Origin of the sequence: Clostridium sp. AF32-7AC, from assembly GCF_003477925.1 — a bacterium.
Classification (GTDB): Bacteria; Bacillota; Clostridia; order Lachnospirales; family Lachnospiraceae; genus Otoolea; species Otoolea fessa.
Map to the genome: position 1 here is coordinate 214,436 of NZ_QUEG01000003.1, position 16,394 is coordinate 230,829.

The window sequence follows — 16,394 nt, forward strand, 5'->3', positions numbered from 1 at the left end:
GGAAAACAAAGGAAATGCCTCTTGCGATAATCCAACTTAAGCGTACACAAAACAAACCTATTCTCTACAGGCTCAATAACTATATGTGTCTTACTTAAATCAAATTATCTATTAATCATTTCCTCACCTTACACAAAATGTGCCTTTCTTTCTTCTAATGGCAATACTATCATACTGTATTTTTTGTGTCAATACATTTCACCTTATGGAAGTGCAAATTAAAATTTTCACTTCCTAATTATACATCCAACCATTACGAAATTCAATCTTTCACAACCTCTTTACAACCACAACCACAGCACTCCAGCAAACGCAGGAGCACCATACCGTAAAACGCTTATGTGTAAATCAACTCCGTTCCTACAACTTCCCTCACACAAGCCTGAATATTATTCATTCTTCCAATCCATTCGTAGGGATTATCTTTCTTTAATTGTTCCGTCACATCTTGTCTGTCGGCATATTCCTTTACCAGTCGAAGAAACATATCCTCTGCTTGCTTATCGACTTCTGCAAGATAACTATGCAGCTTTCCGCTTGTCAGCAGGTTCATATATAACACTTTATAGTGTTCCTTTAAATGCCTTGCATGTCGTTTCCCCCATAAACCAATCGGCTCTATTTCTTCTTCGGCTGGTACTGTGATGTTCGGCAATAAATAATCACCCACCTGTCTATAAGTTCCGCCCATTTCTTCAAAAATTGTCTTTGTCATTTTCCTTTTCCTCCTGTGATTTTTGTCTATCGTGATCGTGTATTATCACGCTTGCGACCTTTAACTGTTCTTGCCTGCTCCAACAAATCATCTATCTGTTTGCGACCAAAAACCTTACGGAGCAGGCTGTAATCTTTATTTTCTGCTTTTAGGATTTTGTTTTCTTCGGTCAATCTTTCATTGACTTTCTCCAAACGCTGATTGGTGCGGTATAACTGTGCATTCGCTGTATTCAGCCTATGATAGTTGTCCCACCCCTCAAAGCAGCGGGCAAGCACCGTTTTGACAAGTTGCTTCAATTTCCTTACAACCGGCTCTGCCATTTTGGTTTTATATGCCTTTGCAGTCATAAATTTCTCTGGTTCTGGCAACTGATATTTCGGTGCAGTATCAAGCTCTATTTCAAGATTTGACAGCTCGTCTTTTGCCTTATCATAGTTCAATACTCGTTCCGACAACACATCAAATTCAATCTGTTTCTGCTCGATTTTCGCACCTAATGCCGCCACTTCTTTTTCTCTTTCCTGCTTTTTATAATCCAAAACAGAAAGATGTTTTTCGTGTGTGCCTAAATGTTCCCACTCAATCCCATAACGTTCCATCACCGCCGCAAGCTGTTCTTTTTCGGACTGTATCCATTGCGACCACTCCGTATCGCCACGACTGCCGCCCTTAAAACCTTGCGTTGCAAGAGCCTGCTTTAGTGACACTCTTGTATCAAGTCCACGCTTGCTGCCTGTGGTAAAAGGTACAAAATCTATGTGCAGATGTGGTGTAGCTTCATCCATATGCAGATGAGCCGAGAACACCCGAAGCTGTGGATTTCGCTCCTGAAAACCCTGATAGTATTCATCTAAAATCTGCTTTGCCAGTTCTCCGTTTTCCGTATCGGCGTTCATATTTCCCTTACCGCCCACCTGTAAAATGATTTCGTGGAACGGTTTTTCCTGCTTGGAACTTCGGATTTTTTCATAATAATCTTTTATCTTTCGGTCTGACCTTATCTGCTTGGCATTGTATCTTTCCAATGCTTCATCAAACAATTCGTGATAAACTGTCTTTATATTTTCATTGCAGTAGTCGATATTGAGATGAGTACGAGTTCCGTCTACATTTTCTGCTCGGAACTTTCGGCTATTGTGATTGACCGAGCCTTTACCGACCATTGCACTTATCGTTCTCTGCATTTTTTCATCTCCCATCTGTAAATTTCAACATTCTCAGGTTTTGTTACTTTTGTCAAAAGTAACGCAAAAGCACTTTTGACGGGTACACCCATCAAAAATGCGACCTGTAAACAGGTTTTGCGTTCTCCGAAGGCTCTCCGAGGGGTGAGCGTGTGCCGGTGGCACACACGCCTGCGAACCGACCGAGCCAGCAGGCGAGACCAAAGAGCCGCCTTTGAAAAGGCACTCTCTGCACACTCCCCTAAACTTTATCCGGTGTCAAAGTGTGACGATGGTGACAATGTTTTTCACAGCGTGCTGCTCTCAAAAACATTGACACCTTTGACACCGTTTGTCACGCCGTCTGCTCGGTTTCTTTCCAAAGTGAAACCTTTCTTCCGTCGTGTGTGCGGCTGTTCTGATAACGGATACCGTAATCACGAAACAGCCTGCTTGCGTTGATACTGAGCCTTAAAGAAAGTACATTCGGCTTTATATCCACCGCAAGCCTTTCGCAAAGTTCCGAAGCAGTTCCTTCCCATCTGTCACTTTCCGAAAAGAGCGTATCCGCTATCTTCTCAAGCAGAGGTTCGGGCGGTTCTTTCCACATCTCCGTTTCCGATTTTGCAAAGTTCCACACCAATCGCTCGCTGTCCCTTACAAGATGGATTTTCATATCCTGCTGGTCTCTGCCAGCAACATCAAGTGTGGCATTGTTGGAAGTACGCTTGTCCTTACTGAGAACAAATGCACCGTCTGCCGCACCCATCAGACCATTCGTGCCTGAAATCATATCGAATATATCTTCCGATTTTTGTTTGCGTGTATGATGAACAATAAGCATTGAAACCTTGTAACTGTCTGCCAACGCTTTCAGCCTTGCCACAACATCATAATCACTTGCGTAGCTGTAATCTGCTCCGCCTGCTTCACGCACACGCTTTAAGGTGTCTATGATAATCAAGCCTGTGTCTGGGTGTTCCCTCATAAACCCTCTTATCTGTTCTTCCAGTCCGCCATTGACCGTTTTACATTCCGTTGCGAAATACAGATTGCCTGTCTCCTTTGCACCGAACATCTGAAACAATCGCTTCTGCAAACGTGGGTAATCATCTTCAAGGGCAAAATAAAGCACCGTTGCCTTACGCACCTTATACTCCCAAAGCGGTGTGCCTGTGCTGATATGATAGGCAAGCTGTGCCATCATAAAGCTCTTTCCCACTTTCGGGGAACCTACGAAAAGGTAAGTTCCCCTTTGGAGCAGACCGTCGATAAGTGGTGTCTGAACCTCAAACACCGTATCATACAGCGTTGTCATTGATACTGTTTTCAGATAGGAAGGGTCTAACTGTCTGAGTATTTCCCTTTGCATTTCTTCAAAAGATTGCTCGTACCCCTTGAAATCCGTATCCTGATTGACTATACTATTGTCAGTACATTTGGAAAGTGACTGTTCCGCATCTGTTGCCGCAGATACATTTGGAATAGTCATTTCTTTTTTATTCTCCATTCGCATCCTCTCCTTTCAAACCGCCGAGAATAATGGAAATCAGTTCTATTACACTCAGCAGTTCATCATCCACACCTTTTCCTGCTTCAATCCTTTTCAGTTCCGCAAGGACTGTGGCAAATTCCGTTTTCAACGCCTTATACACTCTCGGATTGCCCTGTACCACCACATCCTGATTTAAGCAACGGTGGTAACAATACTCCTGTTTTGGCAATCCTGATAGAGCTACAGCTCTGTTAATGAGTTCGTTTTCTTCGGGCGATACTCGAAACCCTACTGTGATATTCCTCCAACGATTTTTGTTATCTCTGTTCTTAGCTGACATTTTCAAAATCTCCTTTCCCTAAATCATCTAATTTTTCTGCCATCTCAATCTGCTTTGACGGAAAGAGGTGTGCGTACTGATAAGTAATATCAATACTTTCGTGACCAACTCGGTCAGCAATCGCCACCGCAGAAAAGCCCATATCAATCAAGAGTGAAATGTGGCTGTGACGGAGATCGTGAATGCGGATACGCTTCACGCCTGCCGCCTTTGCCCCTCTGTCCATCTCGTGATGAAGATAGCTTTTCGTCACCGTAAAGATACGGTCTTTCTTCTTCAATCCGTAAAGCATACCGAGATATTCTTTCATTTCCTCACACAGAAACTTCGGCATTTTAATCGTGCGGTTGCTCTTTTTCGTTTTCGGAGAAGTAATCACATCCTGCCCTTTCAAACGCTGATAGGATTTATTGATTGTGACTGTTTCCTTATCAAAGTTGAAATCTGCCGGAGTCAAAGCTAACAGCTCGCCCTCTCGGATACCGCACCAGTAAAGCATTTCAAACGCATAAAAGGAAACAGGCTTGTCCATCATCTCAAAAGAGAATTTCTTGTATTCTTCCTTTGTCCAGAACAGCATTTCCTTGTGTTCCTCACGTCCCATATTTCCCACCTTTGCCGCAGGATTGGAACGCAGTTCATAGTAGCGGACAGCGTGATTGAAAATGGCGGACAACTGATTGTGCAGCGTTTTCAGATACGTCTGTGAATAAGGCTTTTTCTTCTCATCACGATAGGCAAGCATTTCATTCTGCCAAGTAATAATCTCCTTTGTGGAAATCTCGCTGATTTTCAGTTTCCCGAAATACGGAAGTATCTTTGTGCGTATGATATGCTCTTTGGTAAGCCACGTGTTTTCCTTCAAACGGTTCTTCACATCATTGATATAAAGCTCCGTAAAGGCTTCAAAACTCATATCAAGGTCTGAAGAAGTCTGCAATTTGAACATTCTTTCCCATTCCTGTGCTTCTCGTTTGGTAGCAAAGCCACGCTTGCATTTCTGCTTGCGTTCCCCTTTCCAGTTCACATACCTTGCCATCACATACCAAGTACCGTTATCTTCATTCTTAAATACCGGCATTTACATTTCCCCCTTTCCTGCTCCGTAGAGCCTTTCGTAAAAATACTGGCGATTTACACGCCCTGCAATCGTAATAAAGCCCTTTGCTTTCAATTCCTCATTTAATTGTCTGATGAGTTTATATGCATAAGGTTTTGATACGTTTAGTTCCTGAGCCACATCTTCGGCTCGGATAAATCTGTTTTCCATATCCTTTTTCTTCCTTTCTTAAAATAATTTTTTGCTTGCCGCTTTCTCCGTGTTAAAGTTCCAACAGGCACTCCTGCTTGTCGGCAGGCGCTGTGCTGTCCCAATGCACCGCAGTACATCAGGCGCTCGCTCGTATAGGGGTTCCCGAAAAGTCGGAGACTTTTGGGGAAGAGGAGGAGCAGTGCAGCGAATGAGCTTTTGTGCTTGCACACAAGCGAACGATACGGAACTTGCTCCGACGAGGTCTTGGCGGTTTGGCTTTTCGGACGGTCATTCAGTTGTCGCATTAAGCATATTTGTTTAATTCGTAATTTATTTTACTAAACATATTTGCTATTGTCAAGTGGTTGCAAAGAAAATATTAAACATTTTTGTTTCGGTTTTTCTTGACTTCCACTAAACATTTCTGCTATACTTATTTCACTAAATATAAAAGGAGCGTATCATTATGGCTATCAGCGAAAGAATACATTTTTTCAGACTAATGCGTGGTATGACACAAAAGTATCTCGGTACAGCAATCGGTTTTCCAGAAAAGAGTGCTGATGTGCGTTTGGCACAGTACGAAACTGGTACACGCAAACCGAAAGCAGACCTTACAAATGCATTGGCACAGGTGCTTGATGTTTCTCCACAGGCTCTTGATGTTCCTGACATAGACAGCTATATCGGTCTTATGCACACTCTGTTTACCCTTGAAGATATTTACGGTCTTACTGTCAGTGAAGCAGACGGAGAGGTATGCTTAAAGGTCAACAAGGACAAAGGCAGAGAAGCATATGAACTCCTCAAAATGCTGTATGCTTGGAAAGAACAGGCAGACAAGCTATCTTCCGAAGAAATCAACAGAGAAGAATACGATAACTGGCGTTACCATTATCCAGAGTTCGACACCACACAGCGTTGGGCAAAAGTTCCATCACAGGAATTAAGTGACGCTCTCGTGGAAGCATTCAAAGACCACTTGAAAGATAAATAAGCACCTACAGGACCTGCCACTGGCAGCTCCCTACAGATGCTTTGGCAACGACAAAAAAGCCCTTAACTATGGTTATTAACCACAGCTAAGGGCTTAGTTTATAATATGGAATTTGTTCAGAGCCAAGCTCCGAACTTTAGTCTGCAAGCCACCTGTTAATTGTTCCGTTACCCATAAACCACTGGATAACAAGAATAATGGCACTTGCTATGACTGTTATCAATTTGTTATCAAAAGACTAATCGAAATCGCTGAAACCCGCATAAACACTGGCTTTTTTAAGCAACTCGATTTATTCAAACTCAATCGTAGCCGGCGGTTTCCCCGTACAATCATACAGTACGCGGTTTACACCTTTTACCTCATTGACAATTCGGCTTGTGACTTTTCCAAGTACTTCCCACGGAAGTTCTGCGGATTCTGCGGTCATGAAGTCGGATGTGAGGACGGCACGAAGTGCGATGGCATAGTCATAGGTTCTGACATCGCCCATGCAGCCTACGGAACGCATATTGGTCAGGGCTGCGAAGTACTGACCGAGTGTGCGGTCGATACCTGCTTTTGCGATCTCCTCGCGGTAAATAGCGTCTGCATCCTGTACGATGCGTACCTTCTCTGCGGTTACCTCACCGATGATACGAACGCCAAGTCCCGGACCCGGGAACGGCTGACGGTATACCAGATTTTCCGGAATACCAAGCTCCAGACCGGCGCGGCGGACCTCATCTTTAAACAGCATACGCAGAGGCTCGATGATCTCCTTGAAATCTACGTGTTCCGGAAGTCCGCCTACGTTGTGGTGGGACTTGATAACAGCGGATTTTCCAAGACCGGACTCAATCACATCCGGGTAAATCGTACCCTGTACGAAGTAATCTACTTTGCCAATCTTCTTTGCTTCCTCCTCAAATACGCGGATGAACTCTTCGCCGATGATCTTACGCTTGCGCTCCGGATCGGTTACACCTGCCAGCTTGTCGTAGAAACGCTGCTGTGCATTGACACGGATGAAGTTCAGCTTGTACGGACCGTTCGGACCAAATACTGCCTCTACCTCGTCACCCTCGTTTTTACGAAGCAGACCGTGATCGACGAATACGCAGGTCAGCTGGTCGCCGATCGCTTTCGCCATCAGGACGCCTGCTACGGAAGAGTCTACACCGCCGGACAGAGCCAGAAGGGCACGACCATTTCCTACTTTTTTACGGATTTCTTCGATGGATTTCTCTACGAACGCATCCATCTTCCAGTCACCCGCACAATGGCAGACACTGTATACGAAGTTATGCAGCATCTTGGAGCCTTCCTGTGTATGAAGTACCTCCGGATGTGCCTGGATGCCGTACCAGCCTTTTTCTTCATTTTCCATACCTGCAATCGGGCAGACCGGAGTATGGGCTGTCACACGGAAACCTTCCGGCATCTTGGAAATATAGTCGGTATGGCTCATCCAGCATATGGTCTTCGGGGATACACCCTCATACAGCTTAGATGTTGTGTCTACCTCTACCTCAGTCTTTCCGTATTCGCTGACCGGTGCTGTGGCAACCTCGCCACCTAACAGGTAGGACATCAGCTGTGCGCCATAGCAGATACCCAGTACCGGGATTCCCAGATCAAAGATTTCCTTTGAACATCTCGGAGATTCCTCCTTGTATACACTGTTCGGTCCGCCGGTGAAAATGATACCCTTCGGGTTCATCTCTTTGATTTTTTCCAGCGGCAGGGTGTAAGGATGAACCTCACAATATACGTTACACTCTCTTACTCTTCTGGCAATCAACTGATTGTACTGTCCGCCAAAGTCCAGTACAATGATCATCTCTTTCTCCACGAGTATTCCTCCTATAATTTTATGCTGCGATCCGTACTTCATCAACTTGTAGCTTCGAATCAACTTCCAGGATTTATGGTCACACGCTTGCACAACATGTGAACTGTAACAGTCATACTGCTGCCGCAGGTAATCACTCCGTTCCAGCCCCATCGCCGCCAATCGAAAAATAACCGGTCGCAATCTGTTCAGCAGCTATACCACGTTCTCTTCCTGTCAATTCCTGTAACTTTTATTATAAAATACCCGGCAATTAAAGACAAGCCATTTTTACGGTATTTTCAGGCACTTTTTTCAGAAAAATGCTTTTCGATTCAATTCAAGTCGAACATCCGTGAGACTTGGCGCGTGATTCTGGTCAGCGAAGCATCGGCAAAATCCGCTACCAGTATGATATCGTACGGAATTTTCAGTGCAGAAAATTCCTATCCGCAAGTAAAAATGCATATTCTATGCAGAATCACTGCGCATCCTCGCGGAGCGTTTATCTCAATCGGAGACCTAACTCCCACTGAGACAAATTTGTTATTACTCGCCACCTAAAGAGGTGGGGCTTCTCAACTGAGAGCAAAGGATGAGAATTATTATACTATTTGCATTGTGCAGATATGCACCCCCTGCGCTTTCATATCGGTAATTGAATTGCCGAGGATTCCCGCTTATTGTCCTAAACATTTAAATATTTCTTCACATACTTCCCCGTATACGATCCCGGCGTCGCTGCCACCTCTTCCGGTGTTCCTTTCGCAATCACGGTTCCGCCGCCCTCGCCGCCTTCCGGTCCGATGTCGATCAGGTAGTCAGCAGTTTTGATGACATCCAGGTTATGCTCAATGACAACCACGGTATTTCCACCATCCGACAAACGTCTTAATATCTCAATCAGACGGTGTACATCGGCAAAATGAAGTCCCGTAGTCGGTTCGTCCAGAATATAGATCGTCTTGCCGGTTCCACGCTTGCTCAACTCCGTCGCCAGCTTGATTCGCTGTGCCTCTCCACCGGACAGCTCGGTGGATGGCTGTCCCAGACGGATATAGGAAAGTCCTACATCGTAGAGTGTCGCAATCTTCCGGTGTATGGACGGCACATTTTCGAAGAATTTCATCGCCTCCTCGACCGTCATATTGAGGACATCATAGATGCTTTTCCCCTTATATTTGACCTCCAGCGTTTCCCGGTTATAGCGCTTGCCGCCGCAAACCTCACACGGCACATAGATATCCGGCAGGAAATGCATCTCGATCTTGATGATTCCATCGCCGGAGCACGCCTCACAGCGTCCACCTTTTTTATTGAAGCTGAAACGGCCTTTATTGTAACCTTTAGCTTTCGCATCGGTGGAAGCGGCAAACAGATCGCGTATCAAATCGAATGCCCCCGTATAGGTCGCCGGATTGGAACGCGGTGTCCGTCCGATCGGAGACTGATCGATCGCGATGATCTTGTCAAGCTGCTCGACGCCCTCAATGGACTTATGTTTTCCCGGAATCGTGTGTGCGCGGTTCAGCTTCTTTGCCAGCGCTTTATAAAGAATCTCATTGACAAGTGAGCTCTTTCCCGAACCAGAAACGCCCGTCACGCAGGTCATCACGCCCAGCGGAAATTTAACATCGATATTTTTCAGATTATTTTCTGCCGCTCCTCTGACAGTAAGCCATCCCGTCGGTTTCCGCCGCTCGGACGGCACCGGAATCTGAATGCGCCCGCTCAAATATGCACCGGTAATCGATTTTTCATTTTTCATGATCTCTTCCGCTGTGCCGATCGCCACGACCTCGCCGCCGTGTTCGCCCGCGCCCGGACCGATGTCCACGATACAGTCTGCCGCGCGCATCGTGTCTTCATCGTGCTCAACCACCAGAACTGAATTTCCCAGATCCCGCAGGTGTTTCAGGGTATCTAGAAGCTTGTCGTTGTCCCGCTGGTGAAGTCCGATACTCGGCTCGTCCAGAATATATGCCACACCGACCAGACCGGATCCGATCTGGGTTGCCAGGCGGATTCGCTGCGCCTCGCCTCCGGACAGCGTGCCAGTCGCACGCGACAGGGAAAGATATTCCAGACCGACATTGATAAGAAAGCTGATTCTCGCCCGAATTTCTTTCAAAATCGGTGCACCAATCGCCTGCTGCATCGGCGTCAACTCCAACGCATCGATAAATTCGCGGAATTTGACGATCGACATATCGGTCGCCTCGAAAATATTTTTCCCGCCGACCGTGACCGCCAGAGATTCTTTTTTTAACCGCTGCCCCTTGCAGGTTGGACACGGTGTGATCCGCATAAATGTCTCATATTCCGCCTTCATTGAATCAGAGAACGTCTCACGGTATTTGCGGTTCATGCTCTGAATCAGCCCCTCAAAGGCAATATCATAAATTCCCTCGCCACGCTGTCCACGGTAATACACCTTCACAACCTTGCCGCCGGTTCCGTAAATTAAAATATCATGGATCTCCTTCGGATAATCCTCAAACGGAGTATCCAGACTGAAATCGTATTCTTTTGCCAATGCATTTAAGATCGCGCCGGAAAAGCTCGTTTTGTCCGTGCAGGACTGCCATCCCATCGCCGTGATCGCACCCTGGTTGATGCTCAAACTCTTGTCCGGAATCATCAGATCCTCGTCAAACTCCATCTTATAACCAAGACCGAAACAATCCGGACACGCGCCGAACGGATTGTTGAAGGAGAAGCTGCGCGGCTCGACCTCATCCACGCTGATGCCGCAGTCCGGACAGGAGAAATTCTGACTGAACGTCAGGGTATCGTGCTTTTCTTCGCCGTTTTCATCCCGAACCGCCGTATCGGCCAGCATCAGGCCATTGGAAAGTCCCATGACCGTCTCAATCGAATCCGAGAGGCGCTTCTCAATCCCCGGCTTGACCACCAGACGATCGACCACAATCTCAATATTGTGCTTGATGTTTTTATCCAGCGTGATCTCCTCGGAAAGCTCGTATAAGCTGCCGTCCACCCGCACACGGACATAGCCGCTCTTCTTTGCCTGCTCCAGCACTTTCTCGTGGCGTCCTTTCCGCCCGCGCACGACCGGGGCAAGAAGCTGGATCTTCGTGCGCTCCGGCAGCTCCATGATCTGGTCAACCATCTGATCAACCGTCTGGCGGCGGATCTCACGACCGCACTTCGGGCAATGCGGAATACCGATCCGTGCGTACAAAAGACGCATATAATCATAGATCTCCGTCACTGTGCCGACCGTCGAACGCGGATTCCGGTTCGTCGATTTCTGGTCGATAGAGATCGCCGGGGACAAGCCCTCGATGCTCTCGACATCCGGCTTTTCCATCTGACCTAAGAACTGACGCGCATAGGACGACAGGGACTCCATATACCGCCGCTGCCCTTCGGCATAGATCGTGTCAAATGCCAGAGATGATTTACCCGAACCAGAAAGTCCGGTCAGGACGACCAGCTCGTTTCTCGGAATATCAATGGAAATGTTTTTCAGATTGTGCTCATTGGCACCTCGTATCTTTATATATTGCTTCGCCATATCTGTACCTCAATTATCATTGACTCTGCTCTGTTTTATCATGTCGCTGCTGACTTATTTTATAGTCATTATAGTCACAGTCTTCCCTGTAATTATGCTTAGTATAACACATTCCAAAAGCCTTTGCAAACATTTGTTCTGTTTGATAAAATTGAATCAGCTAAACATAGATATTCCTTGGGAGTAGAAGTCAAACTTTTCATCAATTCTAATACAAAAAGGGCACCTCCGCCCGGCTCCAAACCTAGCATGGAGACCAGACAAAAATACCCTTTCGTCCTATTTCATTTTTTCACGCATTCATTTTATTTCACGATTTTTCGTTCCCCGAAGATACACCAGCCAGTACCCGCCTCCAATCACCAGCATCCCGCCGATCATATTTCCGATCGTAGCCGGAATCAGATTATTGAGAATAAAGGTTCCGATCGTCAGCCCTTCCGCTGCCAGACCGTACTCGCCCATGATCATCAGCCCCGCCGGGATGTAAAACATATTGGCGATGCAATGCTCGAAGCCGCAGAGAATGAAAATCGCCACCGGCGGATAAAGCGCCAGAATTTTGCCAGATACCTGCTCGGAGCTCATCGCCGCCCAGACTGCAATACAAACCAGCACATTACAGAGGATCGCACGGCACAGCACCTCCGGCAGAGTCAGGGTCACCTTGGAAACGGCTGTATTCAGAAGAACCTGCGCCAGATCGCCGCCGTACAGGCTTGGAATATGCCCGTAGACAAATAAAACCGCCACAAAGATCGCGCCAATCAGATTTCCCAGATAGACAAACAGAAGATTTTTAAACAGCCCGCCCACGGAAATCCGTTTCTGCAGCGCCGAGATCGTCATCAGGCAGTTCCCAGTGAAAAGTTCCGCCCCGGTGCAGACCACCAGCGCCAATCCTGCCGGGAATACGAGTGCCGAAGCAATCCGCGATGCCGAGGCATTTGTCATTGCTGCCGAGGCAACCGACGCCCCTGCGCCTGCCAGCGCGATGAACATTCCGGCGAAAAAGCCGAGTATCAGCATATGAGACACCGGAAGTTCCGCCTTTTTTCTGCCCGTCTCCACATAATTTTCTGCAATCTGTTTCGATGCAACCATAGATTTTCCTCCCATCAGCCTTTCTATGTCCGAAATTCATTTTTCAAATTCTTCCTTTTATCTTCTGAATTTCCGAACCTGCCACATCGTTTTATAACCTTTCCTTCCATTTCAAACAGAAAAAGACGGTTTTCGTCCGATCTTTCTGTTCTATCCCTTTAAAATCTTTGACAAAAAACCGTCTTTTCTATTATTGCTATATCATTTCTGATGTCGTCCTATCATCTCAAGCCGCCATCTGACATCACCTATCAAGGGCTTCCCTTATTATTTCATGTGACTACTTTTTGCAGCCCTCCCACAAATCCTATAAGTTCCCCTTCATTTTCCTACCGTTCCTCCCGGAAATAATTCTCGCCCAGATGCGCCGGGATATGTGCCCCTTTATTCTTACGCATCGACGCGATCACCAGCACCAATGCGGTGATAATGAACGGAAGGGCATCGAAAAATGCCGTTGGAATCGCATACGTGTTTTTCGGCACATAGTATTTCAGCACGCGCAGCGCCCCGAAAATAAAGGAACCGTAAATAACATTGATCGGCTTCCACGCCGCGAAGATAACGAGGGCAACGGAAATCCAGCCAAGACCGCCGACGCTGTCGCGCAGCCACACGCCGCCGTTGATGATCATCGAGCAATATGCGCCGCCGATACCGCAGATCGCACCGGATAGCAGTATATTAATGTATCTCCACTTTGTAACTTCGATACCTGCCGCATCTGCTGCGCCCGGATTTTCTCCGATCGCCTGCACATTTAAACCAACCTGTGTTTTATATAAGTAGAAACTCGCCACAATCGCGATGATGATTCCAAGATAAACGAACGGGTTATAGGAAAATAATAATTCTCCGACCACCGGCAGATCACTGAGTCCCGGGATGTGGATGTTACGCATCTGTGCCGTCACCGCATCCGGAAGTTTCAGGGTGCCGTTCTCTGATTTTTCCAGCATAAAGACGCCGATAAAATTGGCTAATCCGACGCCGAAAATCGTCAGGGTCAATCCCGTTACGTTCTGATTTGCCATAAATGTGACAGTCAAAACACCGTAAATCAATGCCGACAGCATTCCAGCCACCGCCGCAGCTAACAGCGCCGCAACAAAGTTATCCGTCTGATAGCCGACCATGAATCCGGCGCACGCGCCAATCGACATCATGCCCTCGACGCCCAGATTCAGGTGTCCGACCTTCTCACTCAAAATTTCGCCAACCGTGCCAAACAGAAAAGGCGTACCCGCCAATACAGCCGCCACCAGAAATTTAATTACGATCTCGCTGCTCATGCGCGTGTACCTCCTTTTCCGCGAAATACAAATTGATACCGTATAAACAGTTCACATCCCAGAATAAAGAACAGAATGATTCCCTGCAGCACATCCGCGCAGTCCGAGGACAATCCGAATGAAGACTGAACTACGCTGCTTCCTTTTTCCAGCACGCTGAACAAAAAGGTAACCAGCAGAATCACCGGCGGATTCAACTGTGCCAGCCATGCCACGATGATCGCCGTAAATCCGACACCTCCGGCAACTGCCGTCGTCAGAGTGACATCCGAACCGGTCGCCTGCACCATGCCGCCGATGCCGCAGACAGCGCCGGACAGAAACATCGTCCGCAGAACCACTTTTTTTACATTCATGCCGGCATAGCGGGCTGTCTCCTGGCTTTCTCCCACGACGCTGATCTCATATCCCTGCTTGGAACGATTTAAGTAAACCGCTATCACTACCACAAGAATCAGCGCAATCACCCAGCCGAACTGGATGCCGAACACCTTATCGAGCGCCGCATTCTTATTGAAACGGGCAATCTTCGCATATCCCTGGGAACCTGGGTCACGCCATGCGCCCTCTCTCAAAAATACGATGACATTCAGCGCGATATAGTTTAACATCAGCGTAAACAGCGTCTCGTTCGTATCATACCGGGTCTTAAACCACGCCGGAATGAGTCCCCACAGACCTCCGCCGATCGCGCCTGCCAGAAACATCACGATCACCAGCAGCCAGTGATTCCAGTTTGCATGGAACAGGGCAAAATACGAGGCAAAAATACCGCCCATAATGATCTGTCCCTCGGCTCCAATGTTCCAGAATTTCATTTTAAATGCCAGCGTCACGCCCAGCGACGCAATTAAAAGTGGAATCATGATTTTGACCGTCGCCTGTATCGCCATCTCGCTTCGCAGCGCTCCGGTTACAATCGTCTGATAAATGACAAATGGATTCTGCCCAATCAGCAGGATAAAGAATCCGCCTGCCACCAGAGCCAGCACGATCGCCTCCAGACGGAGGATCAATGTTTCTCTTTTTCCAAGTTCCGCCTTTTTTACAACGCGGATCCACGGTTCTTTCATGCCTGTTCCTCCTTCTTTTCGGATGCCATACTCTTATCCAGCCCCAGCTCGCCCGCCTCGGTACCGGTCATCATCAGTCCCAGCTGTTCTTTCGTGAGCTTCTTCGCATCCACGATACCCGTGATCTTTCCATGGCAGAGTACCATGATCCGGTCTGAAAGCTCCAGAAGCACATCCAGATCCTCACCGATATAGACAACCGCCACGCCCTTTTTCTTCTGCTGGTTCAGGAGGTCGTAAATCAGATAGGAAGAATTAATATCAAGCCCTCGCACCGGGTAAGCCGTGATCAGCACCTGCGGGCTCGACTCAATCTCACGTCCCAAAAGTACCTTCTGGACATTTCCCCCCGACATCATACGCACCGGCGTATCAACGCCCGGCGTCACGATTCCCAGTTCTCCGATCAGGCGTTCTGCCATCTCCCTCGCCGGTTTCCGGTCTACAAACAATCCTTTCCCTTCCGAATAGGACTTGAGCAGCATATTATCAACCATACCCATTGAAGCAACCAGTCCCATGCCGAGACGATCCTCCGGCACGAAACTCATGCTGATTCCGAGGCGGATGATCTCCGCCGGAGTCTTACCGATGATATTTTCCTTACGGTACAAAATAGCGCCCTTTTTCGCGTCCATCAACCCGGTCAGCGTCTCGCAGAGTTCTTTCTGGCCGCTTCCGGCAACACCGGCAACGCCCAGAATCTCGCCTGTTTTAATCTCAAAAGAAATATCATCCAGCGCCACGCCGCCGTCACTCTTATCGACGGTCAGATCGACAATCTTCAAAATAGTCTCTCTCTTCTCCATCTCCGGGCGCTCGATATTCAGGCTGATTGGTCGTCCAACCATAAGCTCCGTAAGTTTCTTCTCATCACATCCGGCAGTTTCCACCGTCTCGATGCTCTTTCCTTTTCGCAGAATCGTGACACGGTCACTGATAGAAAGGACCTCATTTAATTTATGGGTAATAATAATAATCGCACAGCCCTGTTCCCGCATCCGGCGCAGGATTTTAAACAGCCGCTCCGTCTCCTGCGGCGTCAGGACTGCCGTCGGCTCGTCCAGAATCAGGATCTGGGCGCCTCTATATAATACCTTCAGGATCTCGACCGTCTGCTTCTCGCTGACCGACATGTCGTAGACCTTTTTCTCCGGTTCAATTTCAAGTCCAAATGACTGTCCAAGCGCTTCAATTTTTTCCCGCAACGCCTTTCTTCCCAGCCGTTTTCCCTTGGTTCCCAGCACGATATTATCCATCGCACTGAACACATCCACCAGTTTGAAATGCTGATGAATCATACCTATTCCTAAATTTCTCGAATCTACCGGCGAATTTATGGAGACTTCTTTTCCTCCAACCAGAATCGAACCGGCATCTGGGTGGTAGATACCGGAAAGCATGTTCATGAGCGTTGTCTTACCGGAACCATTTTCTCCCAAAAGTGCCATAATCTCGCCGTACCGGACGGTCAGATCAATCTTATCGTTCGCCACGACGCTTCCGAATGCTTTCGTGATCTGCCTACACTCAATGGCATACTGTTCTGTCATATCGTCACCTCAAATGAATATTTAACCAATTTTTTATCAATTTCCTAAAAAAG

At 47.4% G+C, this 16,394-nt stretch carries 13 protein-coding genes; 1 reads left to right on the plus strand and 12 read right to left on the minus strand.

All coding sequences use genetic code 11. The annotated features are described in order from the left end of the window. Positions 1-337: 337 nt before the first annotated feature. The 6 genes from DWZ45_RS06655 to DWZ45_RS06680 all read right to left on the minus strand — a co-directional run bounded on the left by DWZ45_RS06655 (position 338) and on the right by DWZ45_RS06680 (position 4,986). Positions 338-715: a TnpV protein gene (locus tag DWZ45_RS06655; RefSeq protein WP_009247523.1), complete on the minus strand. Its 378-nt coding sequence runs from the start codon at positions 713-715 to the stop codon at positions 338-340. 26 nt (positions 716-741) lie between these two features. Then, a complete protein-coding gene (locus tag DWZ45_RS06660) occupies positions 742-1,902 on the minus strand; it encodes a plasmid recombination protein (protein WP_009247524.1) in 1,161 nt (386 codons plus the stop codon). A gap of 334 nt (positions 1,903-2,236) precedes the next feature. Beyond that, positions 2,237-3,391, minus strand: a complete 1,155-nt coding sequence (locus tag DWZ45_RS06665; RefSeq protein WP_009247525.1) for an AAA family ATPase — start codon at positions 3,389-3,391, stop codon at positions 2,237-2,239. After that, positions 3,381-3,716, minus strand: a complete 336-nt coding sequence (locus tag DWZ45_RS06670; RefSeq protein ID WP_118468257.1) for a hypothetical protein — start codon at positions 3,714-3,716, stop codon at positions 3,381-3,383. Before DWZ45_RS06670 ends, DWZ45_RS06665 begins: the two co-directional genes overlap by 11 nt. Then, entirely contained in the window at positions 3,706-4,797 is a 1,092-nt protein-coding gene (locus DWZ45_RS06675) for a site-specific integrase (RefSeq protein ID WP_009247527.1), read from the minus strand. The genes DWZ45_RS06670 and DWZ45_RS06675 overlap by 11 nt, the downstream gene beginning before the upstream one ends. Further along, complete coding sequence (locus DWZ45_RS06680; protein ID WP_009247528.1) at positions 4,798-4,986, minus strand: transcriptional regulator; 189 nt, start codon at positions 4,984-4,986, stop codon at positions 4,798-4,800. A gap of 448 nt (positions 4,987-5,434) precedes the next feature. Between DWZ45_RS06680 and DWZ45_RS06685 the strand changes: the two genes are divergently transcribed. Next, positions 5,435-5,965 carry a helix-turn-helix transcriptional regulator gene (locus DWZ45_RS06685; protein WP_009247529.1) on the plus strand — a complete coding sequence of 177 codons (531 nt, stop codon included), beginning with the start codon at positions 5,435-5,437 and terminating at the stop codon, positions 5,963-5,965. 292 nt (positions 5,966-6,257) lie between these two features. Here DWZ45_RS06685 and guaA read toward each other — a convergent pair whose 3' ends face one another. The 6 genes from guaA to DWZ45_RS06715 all read right to left on the minus strand — a co-directional run bounded on the left by guaA (position 6,258) and on the right by DWZ45_RS06715 (position 16,341). Then, on the minus strand, positions 6,258-7,799 hold the full coding sequence (guaA, locus tag DWZ45_RS06690) for a glutamine-hydrolyzing GMP synthase (RefSeq protein WP_117796206.1): 1,542 nt from the start codon (positions 7,797-7,799) through the stop codon (positions 6,258-6,260). Between the two features lie 667 nt (positions 7,800-8,466). Further along, positions 8,467-11,319, minus strand: coding sequence for an excinuclease ABC subunit UvrA (uvrA, locus tag DWZ45_RS06695; RefSeq protein WP_118468259.1), 2,853 nt, complete (start codon positions 11,317-11,319; stop codon positions 8,467-8,469). A gap of 300 nt (positions 11,320-11,619) precedes the next feature. After that, on the minus strand, positions 11,620-12,423 hold the full coding sequence (locus DWZ45_RS06700) for a formate/nitrite transporter family protein (protein ID WP_182426226.1): 804 nt from the start codon (positions 12,421-12,423) through the stop codon (positions 11,620-11,622). 329 nt (positions 12,424-12,752) lie between these two features. Then, the gene (locus DWZ45_RS06705; RefSeq protein ID WP_022360158.1) at positions 12,753-13,715 is read right to left on the minus strand and encodes an ABC transporter permease; all 963 of its coding nucleotides are present in this window, start codon (positions 13,713-13,715) and stop codon (positions 12,753-12,755) included. Then, the gene (locus DWZ45_RS06710; RefSeq protein WP_022360157.1) at positions 13,712-14,788 is read right to left on the minus strand and encodes an ABC transporter permease; all 1,077 of its coding nucleotides are present in this window, start codon (positions 14,786-14,788) and stop codon (positions 13,712-13,714) included. Before DWZ45_RS06710 ends, DWZ45_RS06705 begins: the two co-directional genes overlap by 4 nt. Next, positions 14,785-16,341, minus strand: a complete 1,557-nt coding sequence (locus DWZ45_RS06715) for an ABC transporter ATP-binding protein (protein ID WP_107000563.1) — start codon at positions 16,339-16,341, stop codon at positions 14,785-14,787. The genes DWZ45_RS06710 and DWZ45_RS06715 overlap by 4 nt, the downstream gene beginning before the upstream one ends. Between the last annotated feature and the right edge of the window lie 53 nt (positions 16,342-16,394).